Raw genomic sequence first — 20,321 nt, forward strand, 5'->3', positions numbered from 1 at the left:
ACGGGTGACCAGGAGCTGGTGCAGCGGTGGTGACGGGTGGTCAGGCGTCGGCGGAGCCTGAGCGCCGGGACCCGCCCCCGGGCTCGCGGTGGTGCGGCGGTTCCTGCTCGGCGCGGGCAGGCGGCTGGTCGGGGGAGAGGAGTTCGGCCAGCCGGCGGGCGGAGGCGTCCCAGGACCAGGTGTCCCGGACCCAGCGGCGGCCTGCGGCGCCCATCGCGGCGCGCTCGGGGTCGAGGAGCAGCCCGGTCAGCGCGCTGGCGACGGCCGCCGGGTCACCGCCGTCCACCACCCGGCCGGTGCGGCCGTCGAGCACGGTGTCGGGGGCACCGCCGGAGTCGCCGACGAGGACCGGCAGTTCACTCGCCGCGGCCTCCAGGAAGACGATCCCCAGGCCCTCGGCCTCCAGCCCCCCTCTGCGGGTTCGGCAGGGCATCGCGAAGACATCCGCGGCGGCGTAGTAGCGCGGTGTCTCGGTGTGCGACCTGCCGCCCGCGAAGTGCACCGCGTCAGGGGCGTGGCGCCGGGCCAGCCTGCGCAGCCGGGCCTCGTCGGGGCCCTGGCCGACCACGAGCAGGACGGCGTCCGGAACGGCCTGCCGGACCATCGGCAGGGCCCGGATCAGCATGTCCTGGCCCTTGCGGGGCACCAGCCGGGCCACGCAGAGGATCACCTGCCTGCCGTGCAGGCCGAGTTCGGTGCGCAGCGCCAGGGCGGCGTCGGGGTCGGGCCGGTAGCTGTCGGCGTCGACGCCGGGGACCAGGCGGCTGAGGTGCGCGCGGGGACCGAGGGCGGGTTCGATGCGGCTTCGGGTGTACTGGCCGAGGTAGGTGACGACGTCGACGCCCTCGCCGATCCGCCGCATCAGCCGTCGGGCGCCGGGGGTTCTGGCCCACCAGATCTCGTGGCCGTGGGTGGTGGCCACGGTGCGGCGGATGCCGTTGCGGCGCAGTGTCGGGGCCATCAGCGCGAGCGGTGCGGCGGCGCCGAACCAGACCCGGTCGCAGCCGTGGGCCCTGGCGATCTCCACCGCCCGCCCGGTGGCCCGCGCGGTGGGCAGGAGCATCCGGGCGGTGTCGCGGACGACCGGGAACGGGAGGGTCGCGTCGAAGGCGGTGTCGCCCGGTTCGTGCGAGGTGTAGACGACGACCTCGTCGGCCGGCATGCGGGTGGCCATGGCGTGTACGAAGGTCTCGATCCCGCCCTGCCGGGGCGGGAAGTCGTTGGTGATGACGAGGGTGGAACCCATGGCGGTGCGTCAGTTCCTTCGGATCGGGGGACGTGGGATCGGGGGAGGCGGGATCGAGGGGAGGGGCCGGGCACTGAAGAGGTAGTTGCGGCGGTCCTCGGTGACCTCGGCCACCGGCTGCCAACTCCGCTGCGACCAGCGGTGCATGCCGTAGCCCAGCTCGGCGAGGTGGCGGACGATCGCGCCGGACTCGGTGCCGTACTTGGCGAGATGGCGGTCCTCGATCTCCAGCAGGAGCGGGGGCCGGTCGCGCAGCAGGGTTTCGCCGGCGCCGGAGAGCACCGCGGATTCGGCCCCCTCGACGTCGGCCTTGATGAAGTCGACCCGCGTCAGCCGCAGTTGCCGGCACAGGCCGTCCACGGTCTGCACCGGGGTGGGGACCGGCCTGGAGCTGCGGAACTCGGTGTTGGGGCCGGGGTCCGAGGCGCCTTCGGTGAGGTAGGCGCGTCCGTGGACGGGCAGCAGGCGGCGCCGGGGCAGGCTCATGACGCCGGTCCTGGGCTGCTCGCCGAGCGCCGTGCGGTGGACGGTGACGTTGTCGCAGCCGAGCAGGGTGGCCGCGGTGGTCAGCCACCGGGCCGGGCCCGGCAGCGGCTCGATGCCGTGCACCTGGCCGGTCGGCCCGGCGAGCGCGGACAGGCTCCAGGTGTAGAGCCCGTACTCGGCGCCGATGTCCAGGCAGACGGCCCCCGGGCGGACCAGCGGGCGCAGACCTGCCACCTCGTCCTCCACGAACGGCCAGCGTGCGGCCGCCCAGCGCAGTCCGCGTGCCACGGAGGTGACCCGGATCCCGGGGTACCGGCGGTGGTCCGGCGCGGGGCGGGCCTGCGGGCGGGTCGGTATCGAGCTGTCGTCCAACGGTGGCCTTCCGGGTGTGCGTCCTACGGGGATGGCCCTTGTCGGCACCGGGAGTTGACGCTATGCGGGGTGGAGTTCCGGGCGCGTCAGCCCCTGAAGTGACATCGGGTCAATCGCTGGAACGACCCGGCCGGCACGTCATCCCGGCGATGTACGCCCGGGAGGGCGCGCGCGTACGGCCGGAGGGCGGCGGGCCGGGCCCGCGGGGCATCGGGGCGGGAGGTGTCGGGGGTGGGAGCACTTTGGGTCCGCGGGCGGCGGCGATGGCGGTGCCGGGCTGCCGTGCCGGGCGCTCGACTCCGGCTGTCGGCGGGTGCGGAAAGGCCGATGGCCCGTGGGCTCACCCCGCGGGCCATCGGTGGATCATGGTCTGACGACCGGTCGTATCGGCTGCTGCGGCGTTGTGCCCTCGGGCCGCCGGCCCGCCGTCGCGGCTACTCGGCGCCGGGGTTCTCCGGCCAGGCGTGGCGCGGGTAGCGGCCGCGCAGTTCGGCGCGGACGGCGCGGTAGCCCTCGCGCCAGAACGAGGCCAGGTCGCCGGTGACGGCGGCCGGACGCCCGGCGGGCGAGAGCAGGTGGACCGTCAGCGGTACCCGGCCGTCCACCAGCGCGGGCGCGGCCTGCCAGCCGAACAGTTCCTGCAACTTCGCGGCCAGCACCGGGCGTTCGCCCGAGTAGTCCACCCTGATCCGGGCGCCGCTCGGCACGGCGATCCGCTCGGGCGCCAGCTCGTCCAGCCGTCCGGCCTCGCCGGTGGCCCAGGGCAGCAGCCGCTGGAGTGCGGCAGCGGTGTCGAGGCGCTCCAGATCGGACCGGCGGCGGGCGCGGGACAGCTCGGGCTCCAGCCAGTCCTCGGCGACCGCCGTCAGCGCCTCGTCGTCGACGTCCGGCCAGGGCGGGCCGAGTACCCGGTGCAGCAGGGCGAGCCGCTGCCGGAGCAGCACCGCCCTGGCCGACCAGTTCAGCAGCGGGCCGACCCCCTCGCGGGCCAGCCCCTCCAGCAGGGCCGCCCGCAGCAGCCCGGGGTCCGGGTCGGCCAGCGGTGCGGCGGTGAGCTCGATCGCTCCCAGCTCCTCGACCCGGCGCGCGGCGACGTCTCCGCGCCGTCCACCCGGCGGCACCACCCAGCGCACCTCCGTACGCTCCGTCAGCAGCGAGGCCCCGGCCAGCCGGGCGGTCTGCTCGTCCAGTGCCACCGCCCGCTGGATCCGTGCCGAGGGCGAGCCCGCCGGCCGGTCCGCGACCGCCACCGCCAGCCAGCCCGCCCCGGCGAGCGCCGAACCGCCGCCGGTCTCGGCGGCCGTCCCGGAGGCCATCAGGTACGGGCCGTCCGCCGTGCGTGCCCGCGCGATCCGCTCCGGGTACGCCAGCGCGACCACGAGCCCGGCGGCGACGGCATCGGACGGGGCGGCCGTCCCGGCCGTCGGGCCGCCGCCACCGCCCGGCCCGTCGGGCCGGGCCGTGGGCGAAGCGGCGTTCCGCAGGCGGCGGACCTCCTGCTGCCAGCGGGAGGCGTACGGGTCGCGGGCGCCGCGTACCGTGCGCCAGACGGTCAGCAGGTCGTCGCCCAGGGCCCGCGGTGGCTCCTCGGAGAGCAGCGCCACCAGTTCGGCCGCGCGGTGCGCGCCGACCGCACCGGTACCGTCCAGCAGCGCGCGCCCGAGGCGGGGGTGCAGGCCGGTACGGGCGATCCGGAGGCCGCGTTCGGTGGCGCGCCCGGCCGCGTCCACCGCGCCGAGCGCGGTCAGCGTCTGCCGGGCCGCGGCCATCGCGCCGCCCGGCGGCCGGTCGGGCAGGGCCAGGCCGCGGGCGTCCGGATCGCCCCAGCAGGCGGCCTGCAGGGCGAACCCGGTGAGGTCGGCCAGTGCGATCTCCGGGGTGGGGAAGCGCGCCGCCCGCGCGTCCTCGACCTCGGCCCAGCAGCGGTACACCGCCCCGGGCGCCTCGCGCCCGGCCCGCCCCGCGCGCTGGCGGCCGGCCGCCAGCGAGGCCCGTACGGTGACCAGCCCGGACAGTCCGCGGGCGTGGTCGGTGCGCGGTTCCCTGGCCAGCCCGCAGTCCACCACGGTCCGGACCCCGGGAACGGTCAGCGAGGACTCGGCGACCGAGGTGGCCAGGATGACCCGGCGCCGTTCGCCGACCGCCAGCGCCGCGTCCTGGACCGACTGCGGCGCCTGACCGTGCAGTTGCAGCACCTCGGCGTCGACCGTACCGGCCAGCAGCCCGGTGACCCGGGCGATCTCGCCGACGCCGGGCAGGAAGCAGAGCAGGTCGCCGCCGCGTTCGCCGAGTGCCCGGCGGACGGTCGCGGCGACGTGGTCGAGCAGGGCCGGGTCGATCCGGGTCCCGTGCGGGGGGCGCACGGCGCGCGGCGGGGGCGCCCAGACCACCTCGACGGGGTACGAGACCCCGTGCGCCTCGACCACCGGGGCCGGCCCGTCCTCGCCGCCGAGCAGCCCGGCCCAGGCGGCGGTGTCCGAGGTCGCCGAGGCGCACAGCAGCTGCAACTCGGGGCGCAGCGCCGCCCGCACGTCCAGCAGGAAGGCGAGGGCGGTGTCCGCGTCCAGGTGCCGTTCGTGGCACTCGTCCAGGACGACCGCGTCCACGCCGCCCAACTCGGCCTCGCGCTGGAGCCGTTGCAGCAGCACGCCGGTGGTGACCACCTCGACGACGGTGTCCGGGCCGACCTTCCGCTCACCCCGGACCGTGTACCCGACGCGACGTCCCACCGGCTCACCCAGCAGCCAGGCCATCCGGCGGGCCGCCGCCCGTACGGCCAGCCGGCGCGGCTCGGCCACCAGCACCCGCCGCACCGGCCCGGGGGCGTCGTCCACCAGCCCGGCCAGCGCGAGCGGTACCAGCGTGGTCTTCCCGGTGCCGGGCGGTGCGGCCAGTACGGCGACACCGCGCGCCTGAAGGGCCTGCCGCAGTGGGGCGACGGCGTCGCGGACGGGGAGTTCGAGCCAAGCGGGATTCACGACAAGCAGTATCCGTCCCCGCCGCACCCGGTCCGCCGGGCGGCCCCCGAACCGCACGGGAACGGCGCGGACCGGGCCCCGTGCAGGTTCAGGACCCGGTCCGCGCCGTTCCCGCGCCCCCGGCGGTCGGGAGTGCGGCTCCTCTTCTTCCCTAACGGGTGGGGTGGCAGCTGTAGAGCTGCTGGGGGGCGTCCGCGGCGCCGCCGTACTCGGTGGCGGGTACCTGGGTGCAGTCGGTGCGCACCCAGGACTGGATCCGGTCGGTCGTCGGGTTGCCCGAGCCGTTGCCGCCGATCAGGACGTACCGCAGTTCGCCGGTGCCGACCAGTTGCTGGAACTCCGCGGGGCCGGGCGACGGTGCCGAGCCGGTGAAGCCGCCCATGGGCAGCACCTCGGCGCCGGTGGCGAGGATGAAGGGCGAGGCACCGCTCCAGCTGGAGGTGGCGAACAGGTACCGGGCGCCGTTCTGATGGGCCTTGAGGTAGTCGAAGAGTGCCTGCTGCGAAGCCGACAGCTGCTGCGAGGAGTCACCGGACCGGCCGCCGCCGAAGCCACCGCCGAAGCCACCGCCGAAACCGCCGCTGAAACCACCGCCCTGGGCGCCGCCGGCCTCCATGAGGCGGGCGAACTGCGCTCCCGCTCCCGGGTGACGGCCGCCGCCGTGGCCGCCGCCGCTGCCGCCGCCGGCGGGGCCGACCGTGCCCATGCCCGAGTTGCCGTACTTCGAGTCCAGCACCGAGGACGCCCAGGCGCCGGGCGCGACCAGTACGGCCGCGATGCCCGTCAGCACACCGGCCAGCGCGAGCCGCCGTCCGGAGAACCGGGGAAGCCGCCCGGTCGCGGCCGCACCGTCCGTCCCGGCCGCACCGCCTGCCCCGGCCGCGCCTCCCCGCTTCGCCGCACCGAGCAGGAGCAGCGCCAGCAGGCCCAGGACGATCGCGGTCGGCGCCAGCCACGGCAGGAAGGTGGGGAACAGCCGGGCCAGGTAGGCGGACCAGGCGACCGTGCCGGCGATCGCCACCGGCAGCGCCCAGGCCCGTGCGCCGCCCTTGCGGAACGCCCGCCACATCAGCACCGTCCCGGTGCCGCTCAGCGCCGCCAGCGGGGTTGCGATCACACCCATGTAGTAGCTGTGGCCGCCCACGCTGCCCGCGCTGAAGACCAGGAAGAAGACGGCCAACCAGGTTCCCCAGAGGACGAATCCGGCCCGCCGCACATCGGTGCGCGGCGCCCGCCGCCGCCAGGCCAGCCCGCAGACCAGCGAGACCAGCGCCAGCGGGTAGAGCCAGCCGGTCTGCGGGGCGAACTGCGAGTTGAACATCTTGGTCCAACCACCGTCGCTCATACCGCCACCGCCACCGCCACCGCCACCGCCGGCCCCGGCTGTCGCCCAGGGGGCTCCCGGCGCCCCGGCCGTGCCGTCACCCTGGGCCTGCGTCCGCCAGCCGCCGTGGCCGGCCTGACCCGTCGCACCCGCAGCACCCGCAGCACCCGCAGCACCCGCAGCACCCGCAGTGCCCGCCGGGCCGGCAGTGCTTGCGGCACCCGAGTTGCCCCTTCCGGTGCCCGCACCGGACGGACCACCGGCATCGGCACCGCTCCGACCACCGCTGTGGCCCCCGAAACGACCGCCACCGCCGTTGCCACCGGTGCCGTGGCCACCTCCGCCGCCACCACCACGGACCGCCTGGACACTGCCGGTCTCCGCCGCGGTCAGGCCCAGCGACGAGAAGCGGTTCAGGAAGTTGTAACCGACCACCATGCTGAACGCGGAGTTGTCCGTGGTGCCGTCGACGTAGGGACGGTCCTGGGCCGGGGTGAGGGTGACGGCCAGCATCCAGGAGGCCGACACGGCGAGCGTCACCAGACCCGCCAGCGCCACGTGCCCGAACCGCCGCCGCAGGGTGATCGGCGCCGACAGCAGGTACACCGCCGCGAGCGCGGGCAGGACCGCCCAGGCCTCCAGCATCTTGGTCTGGAACGCGAGCCCGACCCAGACCCCGGCCAGCAGCAGCGGGCGCAGCCGCCCCGCCTGCGCGGCTCGCTGGGCCGCGTCCGCCGCCAGCAGGAGCAGCAGGGTGAACGCCGCGTCCTCGACCGCGGTACGGAACAGCCCGGCGGCCACCGGCGTCAGGGTGAACGCTGCCGCAGCGACCAGTGCGGCGTTGGCGCCGGCCCACCGCCGCACCACCCGGTACAGCACCAGGACCGCCAGGACGCCCTCGACCACCTGCGGCAGGGTGAGCGCCCAAGGGTGGAAGCCGAACACCCGTGCCGACAGCGCCTGCGGCCACAGGAAGCCGGGCAGCTTGTCGAGGGTGATGGTGTTCGCCGGGTCGAACGAGCCGAAGAAGAACGCCTTCCAGTTCTCGGTCATGCTGCGCACGGCGTCGGCGTAGAAGCTGTGGTACTGGCTGTGGTTGATGTTCCACGCGTACAGCACCGCGGCGACGGCCGCGATCCCCAGCAGCGCGGGTCGGGCGTAGCCGGGCTGGCCCTCGGGGGACTTCCAGGGGACCCTGCGGCCGCTGGGCGAGGCGGCCGCAGTCCGGGCGGGTGCGGTCAGCAGATCGGTAGCCATGTGCGGCACGATCTGCTGCTCTCATGAGAGTTCTCTTGGAGAGTTCCCCAGGTTTGGTCATCTTTGTCCCCAGAGAACCCCTCCGCCTCCGAAGCATCCCCCCGCCCCCGGAACGCCCCGGACGGCCCCGGAGCGGCCCCGGAACGCCCCTTCGTCCCCGGAGCGGCCCCGGAACGCCCCGGCCCTGGAACAACCCTGGAGCGTCCCGGAAGGCCCCGAGCGCCCGCCTGCCCCGGGGCCGTCCGCCGGGGGAGCGCTCAGTCCCGCTCGGCTACGAAGATCGCCGTCCCCGGGATCAGCCGGCCGCGCAGCGGGCTCCAGCCGCCCCACTCCTGCTCGTGCCCGTCCGGCCACTCCGGCTCGACCAGGTCGAGCAGCCGGAAGCCCGCGGCGGTCAGCTCGCGGACCCGGTCGCCGACCGTGCGGTGGTGCTCGACGTACGTGGCGCGGCCCTGCTCGTCCTGCTCGACGTACGGCGTGCGGTCGAAGTAGGAGGAGGTGGCGGTCAGGCCCTCCGCGCCGGGTTCGTCGGGGAAGGCCCAGCGGATCGGGTGGGTGACCGAGAAGACCCAGCGCGCGCCGGGGCGCAGGACCCGGCGCACCTCGCGCATCAGCGCGGCGGTGTCGGCGCTGAAGGGCACCGCCCCGTACGCCGAGCAGGCCAGGTCGAACGCGCCGTCGGCGAACGGGAGTACGGCCGCGTCGGCCTGCACCACGGCGACCGGTTCGGCGCCGCGCTCCAGGTCGATCCGGCGGGAGTGCTGGAGCTGCCGGTAGGAGATGTCGAGGGCCACCGGGGCCGCCCCCTGGGCGGCGAGCCAGCGCGAGCACTGGGCCGCGCCCGCGCCGATCTCCAGCACCTTCGCGCCCCTGAGCGAGTCGGGGGAGCCGAGCAGCCGGGCGTCGGCCTCGTCCAGTCCTTCGGGGCACCAGGTGAACCGGGCGTCGCCGAGGAAGGCGCCGTGCTCGTCCTGGTACTCGTCCGCGTTGCGGTCCCACCAGTGGCGGCTGGCCCGGCTGCTCTCGGCCGGTGCGGCCTGGCGGCGAACGGCCTCGCCGTCGTCGTCCTCGGACAGCTGGTCCCGCAGGGCTGCGAGGGCTGCGAGGTCGGTCGGGTCCGGAAGGGCGGGGGTGGTGGCCAAAGTGTGAAACCCGTCGCGTAGGGTGGTGGCTGCGGAAGCGCTGCTGCCAGGAACGGCCCGGTCGAACGGGGCGGATCGGGCGGTGGCATCCGGGGACCGGACGAGCCCCTGCGGCTGCGGTCCCGCGTTGATGATCACACCAAAGTACTACGGTTGATCATGGGCGCGGGGTGCGCAGACGGAGGATATGGCCTGATCCGTCCCGGCCTCTACCGTCTCGCCTCCTCTGGCGTTGACCGTGCTCGGCTGTCCCCGTATGCTACAAGTTGCGCTGCGGGCCTGCGCGCCTCGGACGGAGCAGGTCGCGCTCGCATCTGTCGAAGACCCCACGGTCGCAAGACGGACATCACCTGAAGAGTTATCGGGAGATGAGCCGTGTTCTTGGCTGTCCGGCTTTCGGTGGGAGCGATACGGGCCCTCCGCGTGGCATTACCTACGACTTCATGTCCGTACCGGAGCCCTTTTCCTAATGACGAGCCCCACCGACACTCTCAGCACCACCCCGCAGGTTGCGGTCAACGACATCGGCGACGCTGAGGCCTTCCTCGCGGCGATCGACGAGACCATCAAGTACTTCAACGATGGCGACATCGTCGAGGGCGTCATCGTGAAGGTCGACCGTGACGAGGTGCTCCTCGACATCGGTTACAAGACCGAGGGCGTCATCCCCTCCCGTGAGCTCTCGATCAAGCACGACGTTGACCCGCACGAGGTCGTCTCCGTCGGTGACAACATCGAGGCCCTGGTTCTCCAGAAGGAGGACAAGGAGGGTCGTCTCATCCTGTCCAAGAAGCGCGCTCAGTACGAGCGTGCCTGGGGCACGATCGAGAAGATCAAGGAAGAGGACGGCATCGTCACCGGTACCGTCATCGAGGTCGTCAAGGGTGGTCTCATCCTCGACATCGGCCTCCGTGGCTTCCTCCCGGCCTCGCTGGTCGAGATGCGCCGCGTCCGCGACCTCCAGCCCTACGTGGGCAAGGAGCTCGAGGCCAAGATCATCGAGCTGGACAAGAACCGCAACAACGTGGTCCTGTCCCGCCGTGCCTGGCTGGAGCAGACCCAGAGCGAGGTCCGCCAGACCTTCCTCACCACCCTGCAGAAGGGTCAGGTGCGCTCCGGCGTCGTCTCCTCGATCGTCAACTTCGGTGCCTTCGTGGACCTGGGTGGCGTCGACGGTCTCGTTCACGTCTCCGAGCTGTCCTGGAAGCACATCGACCACCCGTCCGAGGTTGTCGAGGTCGGCCAGGAGGTCACCGTCGAGGTTCTCGACGTCGACATGGACCGTGAGCGCGTCTCCCTGTCGCTGAAGGCGACCCAGGAGGACCCGTGGCAGCAGTTCGCCCGGACCCACCAGATCGGCCAGGTCGTCCCGGGTAAGGTCACCAAGCTGGTTCCGTTCGGTGCGTTCGTCCGCGTGGACGAGGGCATCGAGGGTCTGGTCCACATCTCCGAGCTGGCCGAGCGCCACGTGGAGATCCCGGAGCAGGTCGTCCAGGTCGGCGACGAGATCTTCGTCAAGGTCATCGACATCGACCTCGAGCGTCGTCGCATCAGCCTCTCGCTGAAGCAGGCCAACGAGTCCTTCGGTGCCGACCCGGCCTCGGTCGAGTTCGACCCGACCCTGTACGGCATGGCTGCCTCGTACGACGACCAGGGCAACTACATCTACCCGGAGGGCTTCGACCCCGAGGCGAACGACTGGCTGCCCGGCTACGAGAAGCAGCGTGAGGAGTGGGAGCGCCAGTACGCCGAGGCGCAGTCCCGCTTCGAGCAGCACCAGGCCCAGGTCATCAAGAGCCGTGAGGCGGACGCCGAGGCTGCTGCGGAGGCCGGCGAGGCCGTCGCCGCCGCGGCCGGTGGCTCGTACTCCTCCTCCAGCGACGAGGGCTCCGGCGCGCTCGCCTCGGACGAGGCGCTCGCCGCTCTGCGCGAGAAGCTGGCCGGCGGCCAGAGCTGAGCTCACGCTCGGCGCTGACCGGCGCTGGTAACTGACAGACCCCCCATTCGGCCCCCATACGGGGTGCCGGGTGGGGGGTCTGCCGTTGTCCGGCGGCTTCCGGGTGGGGCGGGGCTGCTCCGGGCGGGCCGGGGACTGCTTCGTACCCGTCTTTCGTGTGAGATGAAGCTCATCATCCGGCTATAGGCCGTTTGGCCCTTTCGGCTTAGTTTTGGGTGAACTGCCCGAAAGGCTCTCGCACATGCGCCATCCGATCGCTGTAGCCGATGAACCTGCGGCCGCCACTCCCGTCCAGGTCGACGGGCGGCTGGCCGCTCTCGGCCGGTTCTGCCACCGGCGGCGGCGCTGGGTGCTCGGCTTCTGGCTCCTGGTACTCGCCCTCGGCGTGCTGATCGGCGGGCGGGTCTTCGAAGGCTCGGTCACCGGCACCTCGGCAGGGGGATCGGAGTCCGCCAGGGGCGAGAGCGTGGCCGCCGCCTCGGACTCCGCCAGGGGCACCGTCGTCGCGGTGGTGGACGGCGCACCCGTGGGCGACCCCGCCGTACGCGCCGCGGTCACCGCCGCCACCGGACGGATCGGCAAGCTGCCCGGGGTCGCCTCCGTCACCGACACCTACGCTGCGGGTCCCGCGCTCACCGCCACCGACGGCCGGGCGAGCCTGGTCTCCGTCCGGATGGCCGACGGCTCCACCGACGCCCAGCTCAAGGCCGTGACCCGGGAGCTGGACTCGATCCGGGCGGGCGGCGTGCGCACCACGGTCGGCGGGGACCTGGTGCTGGAGCGGGAGGTCAAGGACCAGACCGCCGGCGACACCCGGTTCGGTGAACTCGTCACCCTGCCGTTGACGCTGATCGTGATGGTCCTGGTCTTCGGCGGACTGGCCGCGGCCGGGCTGCCGGTGATCGGCGCGGTGGCCTCGGTGGGCGGGGCACTGCTGGCCATGTTCGGCTTCAGCAAGGTCATGGACATCGACACCAGCGTGCTGCCGATCGCCACCGTGCTCGGCCTCGGGCTGTCGATCGACTACGCGCTGCTGATGGTCAACCGCTTCCGCGAGGAGCGTGGCCGGGGCGCGGGAACCGCACAGGCGGTCGAGCGCACCGCCGCCACCGCCGGCCGTACGGTCGGCTTCTCCGGGCTGACCGTGGCCGTGGCGCTGGCCGGGCTCTTCGTCTTCACCAGCCCGGTCTTCCGCGCCGTCGCGGCGGCCGGGGTGAGCGTGGTGGTGATCTCCGTGGCCGCCGCGCTCACCCTCGTGCCCGCGCTGCTCGGTTTCGTGGGCCACCGGGTCAAGGCGCCCACCGCGCCCGTCCCGGACGAGGGCTTCTTCACCCGGACGGTGCGCCGGGTGCAACGGCGGCCGGTGCCCGTGGTGCTCGGGTGCATCGCGCTGCTGCTGGCGGCCGGCGCTCCCTTCCTGGGGTCGCAGTGGCGCAACTCGGGTGCGGCCGTGCTGCCGACCTCCTCCGCCGGACGCCAGGTGACCGAGGCCGTCGGGCAGCGCTTCCCGCAGCAGGCACCCGCCCCGGTCACCGTCGTGGTCGGGGCGGACCGCAACACCGCGCAGGCGTACGCCGAGGACGTGGTGGCCAAGCTGCCCGGTGTCAGCGGGATCCGCTCGGTCACCCCGGTCACCGACCGGGTGAGCACCGTCGAGGTCCTGGTGCACGGCGACCCGCAGGGCGGACCGGCGAAGAGCGTGGTCGGCGAACTACGGGCCGACCGGGGTGGCCTCACCACCTACGTCACCGGCGACGCCGCCTCGGTGGTCGACTTCCAGCATGAGATCGCCACCCGGGGTCCCTGGGCGCTCGGGCTGGTCGCGGCCGGAACGCTGCTGCTGCTCTTCCTGATGACCGGCTCGGTGGTGGTGCCGGTCAAGGCACTGCTGATGAACGTGCTCTCGCTGGGTGCCTCGCTCGGCGCGCTGACCCTGGTCTTCCAGCACGGCTACCTCAGCGGGCTGCTGGGATTCAGCCCGACGGGTGGCCTGGAGACCTTCATACCGGTCCTGGTCTTCGCCTTCGCCTTCGGCCTCTCGATGGACTACGAGGTCTTCCTGCTGGCCCGGATCAAGGAACTCCGGGACCAGGGCCACACCTGCTCGCGTGCGGTGGAGCTCGGACTCCAGCGCAGCGGTCGGATCATCACCTCGGCGGCGCTGCTGATGGTGATCGTCTTCGCCGGGTTCGCAGCCGGGCAGATGCTCATGGTCAAGGAGATGGGCATCGCGCTGGCGGTGGCCGTCGCGGTGGACGCCACGCTGGTCCGGTGTCTGTTGGTGCCGGCCGCGATGACGCTGTTCGGCGAGTTCAACTGGTGGGCCCCGGCCCCGCTGCGGCGGCTGCACCAGAGGATCGGGCTCAAGGAGCACATGGTGCTGCCGCCGATCCCCGCCGCTCTTCCCGCGCATCTTCCCGCGCAGCGGACGGAGTGGGAGACCGAGTCGGAGGTGGGGCAGGGGGCGGAGCGGGCCGGGGCCGTCGGGTGAAGGTCAGCGGCTGACGCAGGAGTTGCCGAAGCCCGGGGCGAGTCCGCCGACGGCGTCCAACGCGCTGCACGCGGCGGCGCTGCCCGCGGAGGCGAACATCAGGCCGCACAGGGCGGCGGCGACGAGCAGGGCGTTCCGGGCGGTCAGGGTCTTGCGGGCGGCGCTCACGGCTGGGTTCCCTTCGGGGCGGTACGGATCGTCCTGCTCAACGCCGTGGAGCCCGGGAAGGCATGGCCACTCACCCGCGCGGTGGTAGCGCGGACCTCGGCCGGGGGCGCGCGGCTCGGCGTACGGCTCGGCGCGCGGCCCGGCATACGGTTCGGTTGCCGGTTCGGTTGCCGGGGCGCGGGGATCCGTCCGTGAACCAGGCTGCCACGATGGGGCCCTGGAGTTCCGTGCGTCTGCTCGGAGAGCCGATGGCGCACCTCGGCGGGCCCGTGGGCCCGGGGTTCAGGCCAGTCGGTGGAGCAGGGCGACGCTCTCGCGGAGGCGGCGCTGCTCGTCCGGGGTGAGGCGCTCGCTGATGGCTGCGGCGATCTGCCCCTCGCGGCGGGCGCGTTGGGCGTACAGTGCGGCCGTGCCCGCCTCGGTGGCGGCGATCAGGACCTTGCGGCCGTCGGTGGCGTGCGGCTGCTGCTCGACCAGCCCCGCCTCGGTGAGCAGCGCGACGGTACGGGCCATCGACTGGTGGCGGACCCGCTGGAGTCCGGCGAGCTGGCTGGTGGTGCGCGGCCCCTCGCGGACCAGCCAGCCGAGCACCGCCGCCTGGTTCTGCGGGAGTTCGTCGTCCACCCGGAGCCGACGGACCATGGCGCCGATGGCCAGACGCAGTTCGGCGGCGATCTCGAACGGATCCGTGAGGTCTGCGAGGGCTGCGGGATCCGCGGGGTCCAGGGGCTCCATGGGTTCAGCTTATCGGGTCACCCGGATTTATGCAGCACATCTGTACAGCCTTGCTGTATGGTTTCGAGGCATGCGACTCACCAAGTTCGGACATGCCTGCGTACGGATCGAGCACGCGGACGCCACTGTGGTCATCGACCCCGGGGTGTTCACCGCGCCGGAGGCCCTCGACGGCGCGGACGCCGTACTGATCACCCATGAGCACTTCGACCACTTCGTGGAGGACCGGCTGCGGGCCGCCGCCGAAGCCGACCCGGGCCTGCGGATCTGGACCAACCGCTCGGTCGCCGACCAGCTCTCGGGGCTGGGCACCCGGGTCACGGTGGTGGGCGAGGGCGACGCCTTCGACGTCAACGGTCTCGGGGTGAGCGTGCACGGCGAGTGGCACGCCGTGATCCACCCCGACATCCCGCGGGTGCACAACATCGGCTTCCTGCTGGACGGCCGGGTCTTCCATCCGGGAGACGCCCTCACCGTGCTCGACCGGTCGGTGGAGACGCTGCTGCTGCCGATCGCGGCCCCGTGGTCCAAGGCCGGGGAGCTGATCGACTACGTCCGCGAGTTCAAGCCCCGGCGCGCGCTGGCCGTGCACGAGGCCGTGCTCAGCGAGCCGGGCCAGATGGTGTACGGCCGGTTGCTGGGCGAGGGCGGTCCGGGTACCGGTGCGGAGCTGCGGCAGCTCGCGGCTGGCGAGCAGGTCGACCTCGGCTGAGCCGGAGTCGGAACCCCTTCAGGGCAGGAGCCGCTCCAGGCCCGATCCGCTCGGTAGCCGGTCTGCTCCGCGTCCGACCCCATCGGCAACCGAGCTGTTCCGCAGGCGAGCAGTGTGCGGCGCGAGCAGTGCGGCATCCGAGCCGTGCGGCCCCTGAGGTGTACCGAAAGAGATCTGCTCTGCACCGGACCGGGTCCGGTGCAGAGCAGGTCCGCCTGGTGCCGGTGCGGCCCGGCGTCAGCGTCGCGCGCCGCAGCTCGGACAGAAGGCGGCGCCGTCCGGGAGCGGGTTGTGGCAGGCGCCGCAGTCGGTCTGGAGGGCCAGCCGGTTGCCGCAGCCGGGGCAGAACGGAGTCCCGTGGGTCTCCGCCCGGCAGTGCGGGCAGACCAGCTGGCGCGGCGTGGTGACGTCGTAGGACTGGCCGGCCTGCTGGCCCTGGGCGTAAGCCTGCTGGGAGACCATGTCGTTGAGCCCGCGCTGCTGGGCGGCCACCGCCTCGGCGGCGGTGTCGGGGGCACAGTGCAGACAGAGGCCCTGGGCGGGGCTCCAGCATCGGCCGCAGACGTAACTGGTGCACCGGGCACAGCGGTTGAAGTGCTGCTGGGCGTTGCCTATCGCGCGTTCGAAGGCGCTGTCCCGCGAGCTGCCCCAGGTCGCCCCGGCCAGTCCGTCGGCGGCGTTGCTGATCCCGTTGGTGGCGTTCCCGCCGATCAGGTTGTAGACCGCGCCGATGCCCTTGTTGACCCAGCCGGCGACCTGGCCGCTCTTGAACGCCTCGAACGGCGAGCGCCAGGTGTCGTGGCAGCGCGAGCACGAGAACTCGAACTGGAAGCCCGCTCCGGTCCCGTGCTGCTCGCACAGATCACGGTAGTTGTTGCTGAAGTAGATCTCGTTGCTCACCCTGTTCCCACCCTTGTAGGTCCCTGCTCTCACGAAGTCGGAGCACAGCGTGGCACATGCGTGCCGGTCGGCGGCTAGTGCCCCCGGCCCTGCGGCTGCGCGGGGGCGTTCGGGTTCCCCGGAACGGTGGGGCTGTCGCCCGTACCGCCCGTACCGCCCGTACCGGTCGGGTCGGTCGGGTCGGTCGGGTCGGTGGGGCTGCCGGGGTCGTTGCCCGACGAGGGCAGCTGGACCGAGGTGAAGCTGCTGGGCGGGACGTCGGCGAGGGCGTCCTCCATCGCGGCGCGCCAGATCGGGCCCGCCACCGTGCCACCGAAGGCGTTCTCGATGGTGTCGCCGCCCATCCGCTGGCCCTCCAGCGGGCGCGGGGTGACGGTGTCGCCGACCACGGTGGCCCCGGCCAGCTCGGGGGTGTAGCCGACGAACCAGACCTGCTTGCTGTCGTTGGTGGTACCGGTCTTGCCCGCGTTGTCCCGGTCCTTGAGGCCCGCCTGGGTGCCGGTGCCGTCCTGGACGACGCCCGTGAGCATGGCGGTGATGGTGTCGGCGGTGGTCGCGGACATCGCCTGGCTGCAGGCGGCCTGCGGCACGCTCAGGCTCTTGCCGCCGGGCGCGGTGACCGAGGTGATCACGGTCGGCGTGCAGTAGGTGCCGTGCGCGGCGAAGGTGGCGTACACCTCGGCCATCTCCAGCGGGGTCAGGTCGTTGCTGCCGAGCGTCATCGAGGGCACCACGGCGAGCTTCTCGCCGCCGGCCTGCTGGGTGATGCCGAGCTTGTCGGCCATCCGGGCGACGTTGCACAGCCCGGCGTCGGCCTCCAGGCTGGCGAAGTAGGTGTTGACCGACTGGGCCATCGCCTGCGGCATCGCGAAGCTGCCGGTCAGGCTGGGGCTGTCGTTGTGCACGTCGCCGGTGTTCTTGTAGCGCTTGCCCTCGCAGTCCGTCATGGTCGGCCACGGCATGCTGTAGGGGGTGTTGTAGGACTGGCTGGGCTGGAGCCCGGCCTCCAGCGCGGCCGCCGCGACGATCGGCTTGAAGGTGGAGCCGGTCGGGTAACCGAGGCCGCCGCCCATCTTCTTGGGCACGTTCAGGTCGATCTGGGTCTGGTCGGTGTCGAGCCCGTACGGGCGGCTCTGTCCCATGGCGAGGATCTTGCCCGTGCCCGGCTGGACCAGGGTCATCACGGCGGCCGGCTTGTCGGAGGCGTCCGCGTGGCTGGTGACCGCGTCCTGCACGGCCTTCTGGTCCTTCGGGACGAGCGTGGTGTGGATCTGCAGGCCACCGCGGTTCCACAGGGCCTGGCGGTCGTCCGCGGTCCGCCCGAACGCGGGGTCGGAGAGCACCGTCCGGTGCACGTAGTCGCAGAAGAAGCCCTCGCCCGACTGCGCGGTTATACAGCCCTGGTGGGGGCGGGTGACGGTCAGGTCGAGCGGGGTGGCGATGGCGTCCTCGGCCTGCTTCTGGGTGATGTGCCCCAGCTCGGCCATCTTCCGCAGCACGGTGTCGCGGCGCTGCTTGGCCTGGGTCGGGTGGGCGATCGGGTCGTCCCCGGAGGGCGACTGGACCAGGCCGGCCAGCAGGGCGGCCTGCGGCAGGGTCAGGTCCTTGGCGTGGACGCTGAAGTAGCGCTCGGAGGCGGCCTCGATGCCGTAGGCCCGCTCGCCGAAGAAGGTGATGTTCAGGTAGTTGGTGAGGATCTGGTCCTTGGTGAGCGTCTCCTCGACCTTGATCGCGTACTTGAGCTCCTTGATCTTGCGGTCGAGGGTGGCCCGCTGCGCCTCCAGCACCTTCGCCTGGTCGTCCCCGGCCTCCTCGACGAAGACGTTCTTCACGTACTGCTGGGTGAGGGTGGAGCCGCCCTGCGCGGTGCCCCCGGCGTTGGCGTTGGTGTTGAGGGCGCGCAGTACGCCCTTCAGGTCGATCGCTCCGTGCTGGTAGAAGCGGTTGTCCTCGATGTCGACCAGGGCCGTCTTCACCAGTGGGGACATCTGGTCGCCCGGCACCACGGTGCGGTCGCGGTCGTAGACGGTGGCGATCACACCGCCGTCGGCGTCGTAGATGGTGGACGCCTGGGAGAGCGGTGGTGTCTTGAAGTCGTCCGGCAGGCTGTCGAAGTTCTGCACCGCCGACTGCGCGCCGAGACCGGCGGCGCCCACCGCAGGGAGAACGAGTCCTGCGGCGAGGACGCCGCCCACCACGCACGCGCCGATGAAACTGGCGCTGAGGCTGATGTTCTTGCGGAGCCCGTTCGGCTTTCTGCGTGGCATGGGCCGACCATACGTCTGCCCCGGTAAAGGCAGTACCCGATTTTCGGCACACCTTCGTCACAGGATTGTGACGAGGAGTCAGATGAGTGAAAGCTGGGTGTCAGCTGACCATAGCCGGTGTCCTGACCTGTGTGAAGGGGCGGCCGTCCAGGGTCCAGTGCGGGTCGGGGACGATCTCCAGCGCGGCGTAGACGTGGGCGGCGACATCGGTGTGGTGCAGGTCGGCGACCGGCGCGCCCGGGACGATGCCGGGGCCGCGGGCGGCGATCCACGCGGTGCGCTCCAGCTCGGTCCGGCCGCCGTGGCCGCCCTGGTCGACATGGCCGTGGTCGGTCACCACGATGACCGTCCACTCCTCCTCGGCACGGTCCTCGACCGCCGCCAGCAGCCGGCCGAGCCGGGCGTCGGCGGTCTCGACCGAGCGGCGGTACTCCTCGCCGCAGCCGAGGAAGTGCGCGGTCTCGTCCACCGCGCCGAGGTAGACGAAGGACGCCTGCGGCCGGTCCTCGCCGCTCAGCACGTGCACCGCCTCCGCGGTGACCCGCTCGTCGCACACCTCCCACGCCTCCGGCGTGTCCTCCAGCGGCGCTATGTACGACAGCCGGCTCGGCGCGGCGAACAGCGGGCCGCCGCTGCGGGACAGGAACAGCGGCTCCCAGCCGCCCGCGGCGAAGGTCCGGCGGCGGTGCACGGCGGCCAGCCGGGTGGTGAAGTCCGGGAAGACGTCCAGCCGGTTGCCGCCGAGGTGGTTGCCGAGCACGCCGTGCTTGGCGGCCCCGACCCCGGTGACGATGGTCGCCCAGCACGGCCCCGACATGGTCGGGGTGGCGTCGTCCACCAGTACGGGGGCGAGGAAACCGGCGGCGGCGACCGAGTCCAGGTGCGGGGTGTGCAGCTCCGGCAGCAGGTCGAGGCGGACGCCGTCGATACCGACGACCAGGACGCGGCGGGAGCCGGCGGGCCAGGGGCTGGACACGGGGAACTCCAGGGGACGGGGAGGTGCGGGGATCTGTCCGGCACCCTAGCCGGGCCGAACGGCCCTCGGCAGCAGCCGGGTTGCGCCCTTCCCGGGAATCCCGGGGCGGCGGTCCGCACTGTTCCCCGGCCGGGCGTGCGATGTTCATCTTCCGTTGGCCCGGGGGCGGGATCAGGTCCGGGACCGGGTCCGGGACCGGAGCGAAGTCGGGGTCAGATCCGGCCGGGAGGGGCGGGGAGGCGGGGGACGCGGGCGGGGCAGGGCGGGTGGCAGGGGTCTTCGGACGGTGTCCGGGCGGCGGCGGTAGCCTGGCGGCATGCTGAGGATCGGACTGACGGGCGGGATCGGCGCGGGCAAGAGCGAGGTCTCGCGGCAACTCGCCGCACTGGGCGCGGTGATCGTGGACTCGGACCTGATCGCCCGCGAGGTGGTGGCGCCCGGCACCGACGGGCTCGCGGCCGTGGCCGCCGAGTTCGGGCCCGAGGTCCTCCGCGCGGACGGTTCGCTCGACCGTCCCGCGCTCGGTGCGGTGGTCTTCGCCGACCCGGCGCGGCTGGCGGCGCTCAACGCGATCGTCCACCCGCTGGTCCGGGCCCGCTCCGCCGAACTGGAGGACGCCGCAGGGGCCGAGGACGTCGTCGTGCACGACGTACCGCTACTCGCCGAGAACGGGCTGGCGCCGCTGTACGACCTGGTGATCGTGATCGACGTCGACGACGAGGTCCGGCTCGACCGGCTGGTCCGGCTGCGCGGCATGACCGAGGCGGAGGCCAGGGCCCGGATGGCGGCCCAGGCCTCCCGCGAGGACCGGCTCGCCGTCGCCGATCTGGTGATCGACAACAGCGGACCGCTGGCGGAGCTGGCGCCCCGGGTGCACGAGGTCTGGGACCGGCTCAAGGCGCGCCAGGGGCGGTAGGGGAGCCGGGGCCGTCCGGGGAGCCCCAGGGCTCGACCGAGGGTGAGGACGGCTGCAGCGCCTCCTGGGTCCACCGGCTGCCGACCTGCAGTACTCCGGCGCACGGTACGGCACAGCACAGCACGGCCCAGCCTGCGGTGCGTCAACCGGCTTGCTGTGAAAGCCCGTTGCATCGCGCCCCCGTCCGGAACCCGGTTGTTGCACTCTGCGCCGGCGCCGGCGCCGTGTCAGGGGGTCTGCCCGGCCCGGGTCTCCCCGGCGGCGGGCCTGCGGCGGGGCGCCGCTCCCCCGCGGGTGCCGAACCGCGGGGCCGGCCGGCCCTGGTGGGCGCCGGGCGCGGCGGAGGGGTCCGGCACTTTGCGGTGCCCGGTTGCGCGCGGCTGTCTCCGGCGGG

Annotated in this window: 14 protein-coding genes; 4 read left to right on the forward strand and 10 right to left on the reverse strand. The window is 73.2% G+C overall.

The window, feature by feature from the left end:
• Positions 1–40: 40 nt before the first annotated feature.
• From ACFC1R_RS11835 to ACFC1R_RS11855, 5 genes are all read right to left on the reverse strand, one after another.
• On the reverse strand, positions 41–1,246 hold the full coding sequence (locus tag ACFC1R_RS11835; protein ID WP_375936607.1) for a glycosyltransferase family 4 protein: 1,206 nt from the start codon (positions 1,244–1,246) through the stop codon (positions 41–43).
• Positions 1,247–1,255: 9 nt separating this feature from the next.
• Complete coding sequence (locus tag ACFC1R_RS11840; protein WP_375936609.1) at positions 1,256–2,104, reverse strand: FkbM family methyltransferase; 849 nt, start codon at positions 2,102–2,104, stop codon at positions 1,256–1,258.
• Positions 2,105–2,538: 434 nt separating this feature from the next.
• The gene (gene hrpB, locus ACFC1R_RS11845; RefSeq protein WP_375936611.1) at positions 2,539–5,082 is read right to left on the reverse strand and encodes an ATP-dependent helicase HrpB; all 2,544 of its coding nucleotides are present in this window, start codon (positions 5,080–5,082) and stop codon (positions 2,539–2,541) included.
• Between the two features lie 151 nt (positions 5,083–5,233).
• A complete protein-coding gene (locus ACFC1R_RS11850) occupies positions 5,234–7,663 on the reverse strand; it encodes an ArnT family glycosyltransferase (RefSeq protein WP_375936614.1) in 2,430 nt (809 codons plus the stop codon).
• Between the two features lie 257 nt (positions 7,664–7,920).
• Entirely contained in the window at positions 7,921–8,739 is an 819-nt protein-coding gene (locus tag ACFC1R_RS11855) for a class I SAM-dependent methyltransferase (protein WP_375936730.1), read from the reverse strand.
• 535 nt (positions 8,740–9,274) lie between these two features.
• Between ACFC1R_RS11855 and rpsA the strand changes: the two genes are divergently transcribed.
• Both rpsA and ACFC1R_RS11865 read left to right on the forward strand, forming a co-directional pair.
• Entirely contained in the window at positions 9,275–10,762 is a 1,488-nt protein-coding gene (gene rpsA / locus ACFC1R_RS11860; RefSeq protein ID WP_045299175.1) for a 30S ribosomal protein S1, read from the forward strand.
• A gap of 241 nt (positions 10,763–11,003) precedes the next feature.
• Positions 11,004–13,253, forward strand: coding sequence for an MMPL family transporter (locus ACFC1R_RS11865; protein ID WP_375936618.1), 2,250 nt, complete (start codon positions 11,004–11,006; stop codon positions 13,251–13,253).
• Positions 13,254–13,256: 3 nt separating this feature from the next.
• Here ACFC1R_RS11865 and ACFC1R_RS11870 read toward each other — a convergent pair whose 3' ends face one another.
• Positions 13,257–13,421: a hypothetical protein gene (locus ACFC1R_RS11870; RefSeq protein ID WP_375936621.1), complete on the reverse strand. Its 165-nt coding sequence runs from the start codon at positions 13,419–13,421 to the stop codon at positions 13,257–13,259.
• A 282-nt stretch (positions 13,422–13,703) separates the two neighbouring features.
• Complete coding sequence (locus tag ACFC1R_RS11875) at positions 13,704–14,156, reverse strand: MarR family winged helix-turn-helix transcriptional regulator (RefSeq protein WP_375936623.1); 453 nt, start codon at positions 14,154–14,156, stop codon at positions 13,704–13,706.
• Positions 14,157–14,226: 70 nt separating this feature from the next.
• On the opposite strand from ACFC1R_RS11875, the gene ACFC1R_RS11880 reads away from it, so the two are divergent.
• On the forward strand, positions 14,227–14,868 hold the full coding sequence (locus ACFC1R_RS11880; RefSeq protein ID WP_375936626.1) for an MBL fold metallo-hydrolase: 642 nt from the start codon (positions 14,227–14,229) through the stop codon (positions 14,866–14,868).
• A gap of 237 nt (positions 14,869–15,105) precedes the next feature.
• Here the strand turns inward: ACFC1R_RS11880 and ACFC1R_RS11885 are convergent, their stop codons facing one another.
• From ACFC1R_RS11885 to ACFC1R_RS11895, 3 genes are all read right to left on the reverse strand, one after another.
• Positions 15,106–15,768 carry a zinc ribbon domain-containing protein gene (locus ACFC1R_RS11885; RefSeq protein ID WP_375936629.1) on the reverse strand — a complete coding sequence of 221 codons (663 nt, stop codon included), beginning with the start codon at positions 15,766–15,768 and terminating at the stop codon, positions 15,106–15,108.
• 74 nt (positions 15,769–15,842) lie between these two features.
• Entirely contained in the window at positions 15,843–18,035 is a 2,193-nt protein-coding gene (locus ACFC1R_RS11890) for a transglycosylase domain-containing protein (RefSeq protein WP_375936632.1), read from the reverse strand.
• A 100-nt stretch (positions 18,036–18,135) separates the two neighbouring features.
• Positions 18,136–19,011, reverse strand: coding sequence for an alkaline phosphatase family protein (locus ACFC1R_RS11895; RefSeq protein ID WP_375936635.1), 876 nt, complete (start codon positions 19,009–19,011; stop codon positions 18,136–18,138).
• Positions 19,012–19,327: 316 nt separating this feature from the next.
• Here ACFC1R_RS11895 and coaE point away from each other — a divergent pair, with 316 nt between their 5' ends.
• The gene (coaE, locus tag ACFC1R_RS11900; RefSeq protein ID WP_375936638.1) at positions 19,328–19,927 is read left to right on the forward strand and encodes a dephospho-CoA kinase; all 600 of its coding nucleotides are present in this window, start codon (positions 19,328–19,330) and stop codon (positions 19,925–19,927) included.
• The last annotated feature ends 394 nt before the right edge of the window (positions 19,928–20,321 follow it).

Origin of the sequence: Kitasatospora sp. NPDC056138 (genome assembly GCF_042264695.1) — a bacterium.
In the GTDB taxonomy this organism is placed as follows: Bacteria; Actinomycetota; Actinomycetes; order Streptomycetales; family Streptomycetaceae; genus Kitasatospora.

Coding starts and splice junctions, on each gene's coding strand:
- ACFC1R_RS11835 (WP_375936607.1), bottom strand. CDS start 1,246: ATGGGTTCCACCCTCGTCATCACCAACGACTTCCCGCCCCGGCAGGGC.
- ACFC1R_RS11850 (WP_375936614.1), bottom strand. CDS start 7,663: ATGGCTACCGATCTGCTGACCGCACCCGCCCGGACTGCGGCCGCCTCG.
- rpsA (WP_045299175.1), top strand. CDS start 9,275: ATGACGAGCCCCACCGACACTCTCAGCACCACCCCGCAGGTTGCGGTC.
- ACFC1R_RS11865 (WP_375936618.1), top strand. CDS start 11,004: ATGCGCCATCCGATCGCTGTAGCCGATGAACCTGCGGCCGCCACTCCC.
- ACFC1R_RS11875 (WP_375936623.1), bottom strand. CDS start 14,156: ATGGAGCCCCTGGACCCCGCGGATCCCGCAGCCCTCGCAGACCTCACG.
- ACFC1R_RS11880 (WP_375936626.1), top strand. CDS start 14,227: ATGCGACTCACCAAGTTCGGACATGCCTGCGTACGGATCGAGCACGCG.
- ACFC1R_RS11890 (WP_375936632.1), bottom strand. CDS start 18,035: ATGCCACGCAGAAAGCCGAACGGGCTCCGCAAGAACATCAGCCTCAGC.
- coaE (WP_375936638.1), top strand. CDS start 19,328: ATGCTGAGGATCGGACTGACGGGCGGGATCGGCGCGGGCAAGAGCGAG.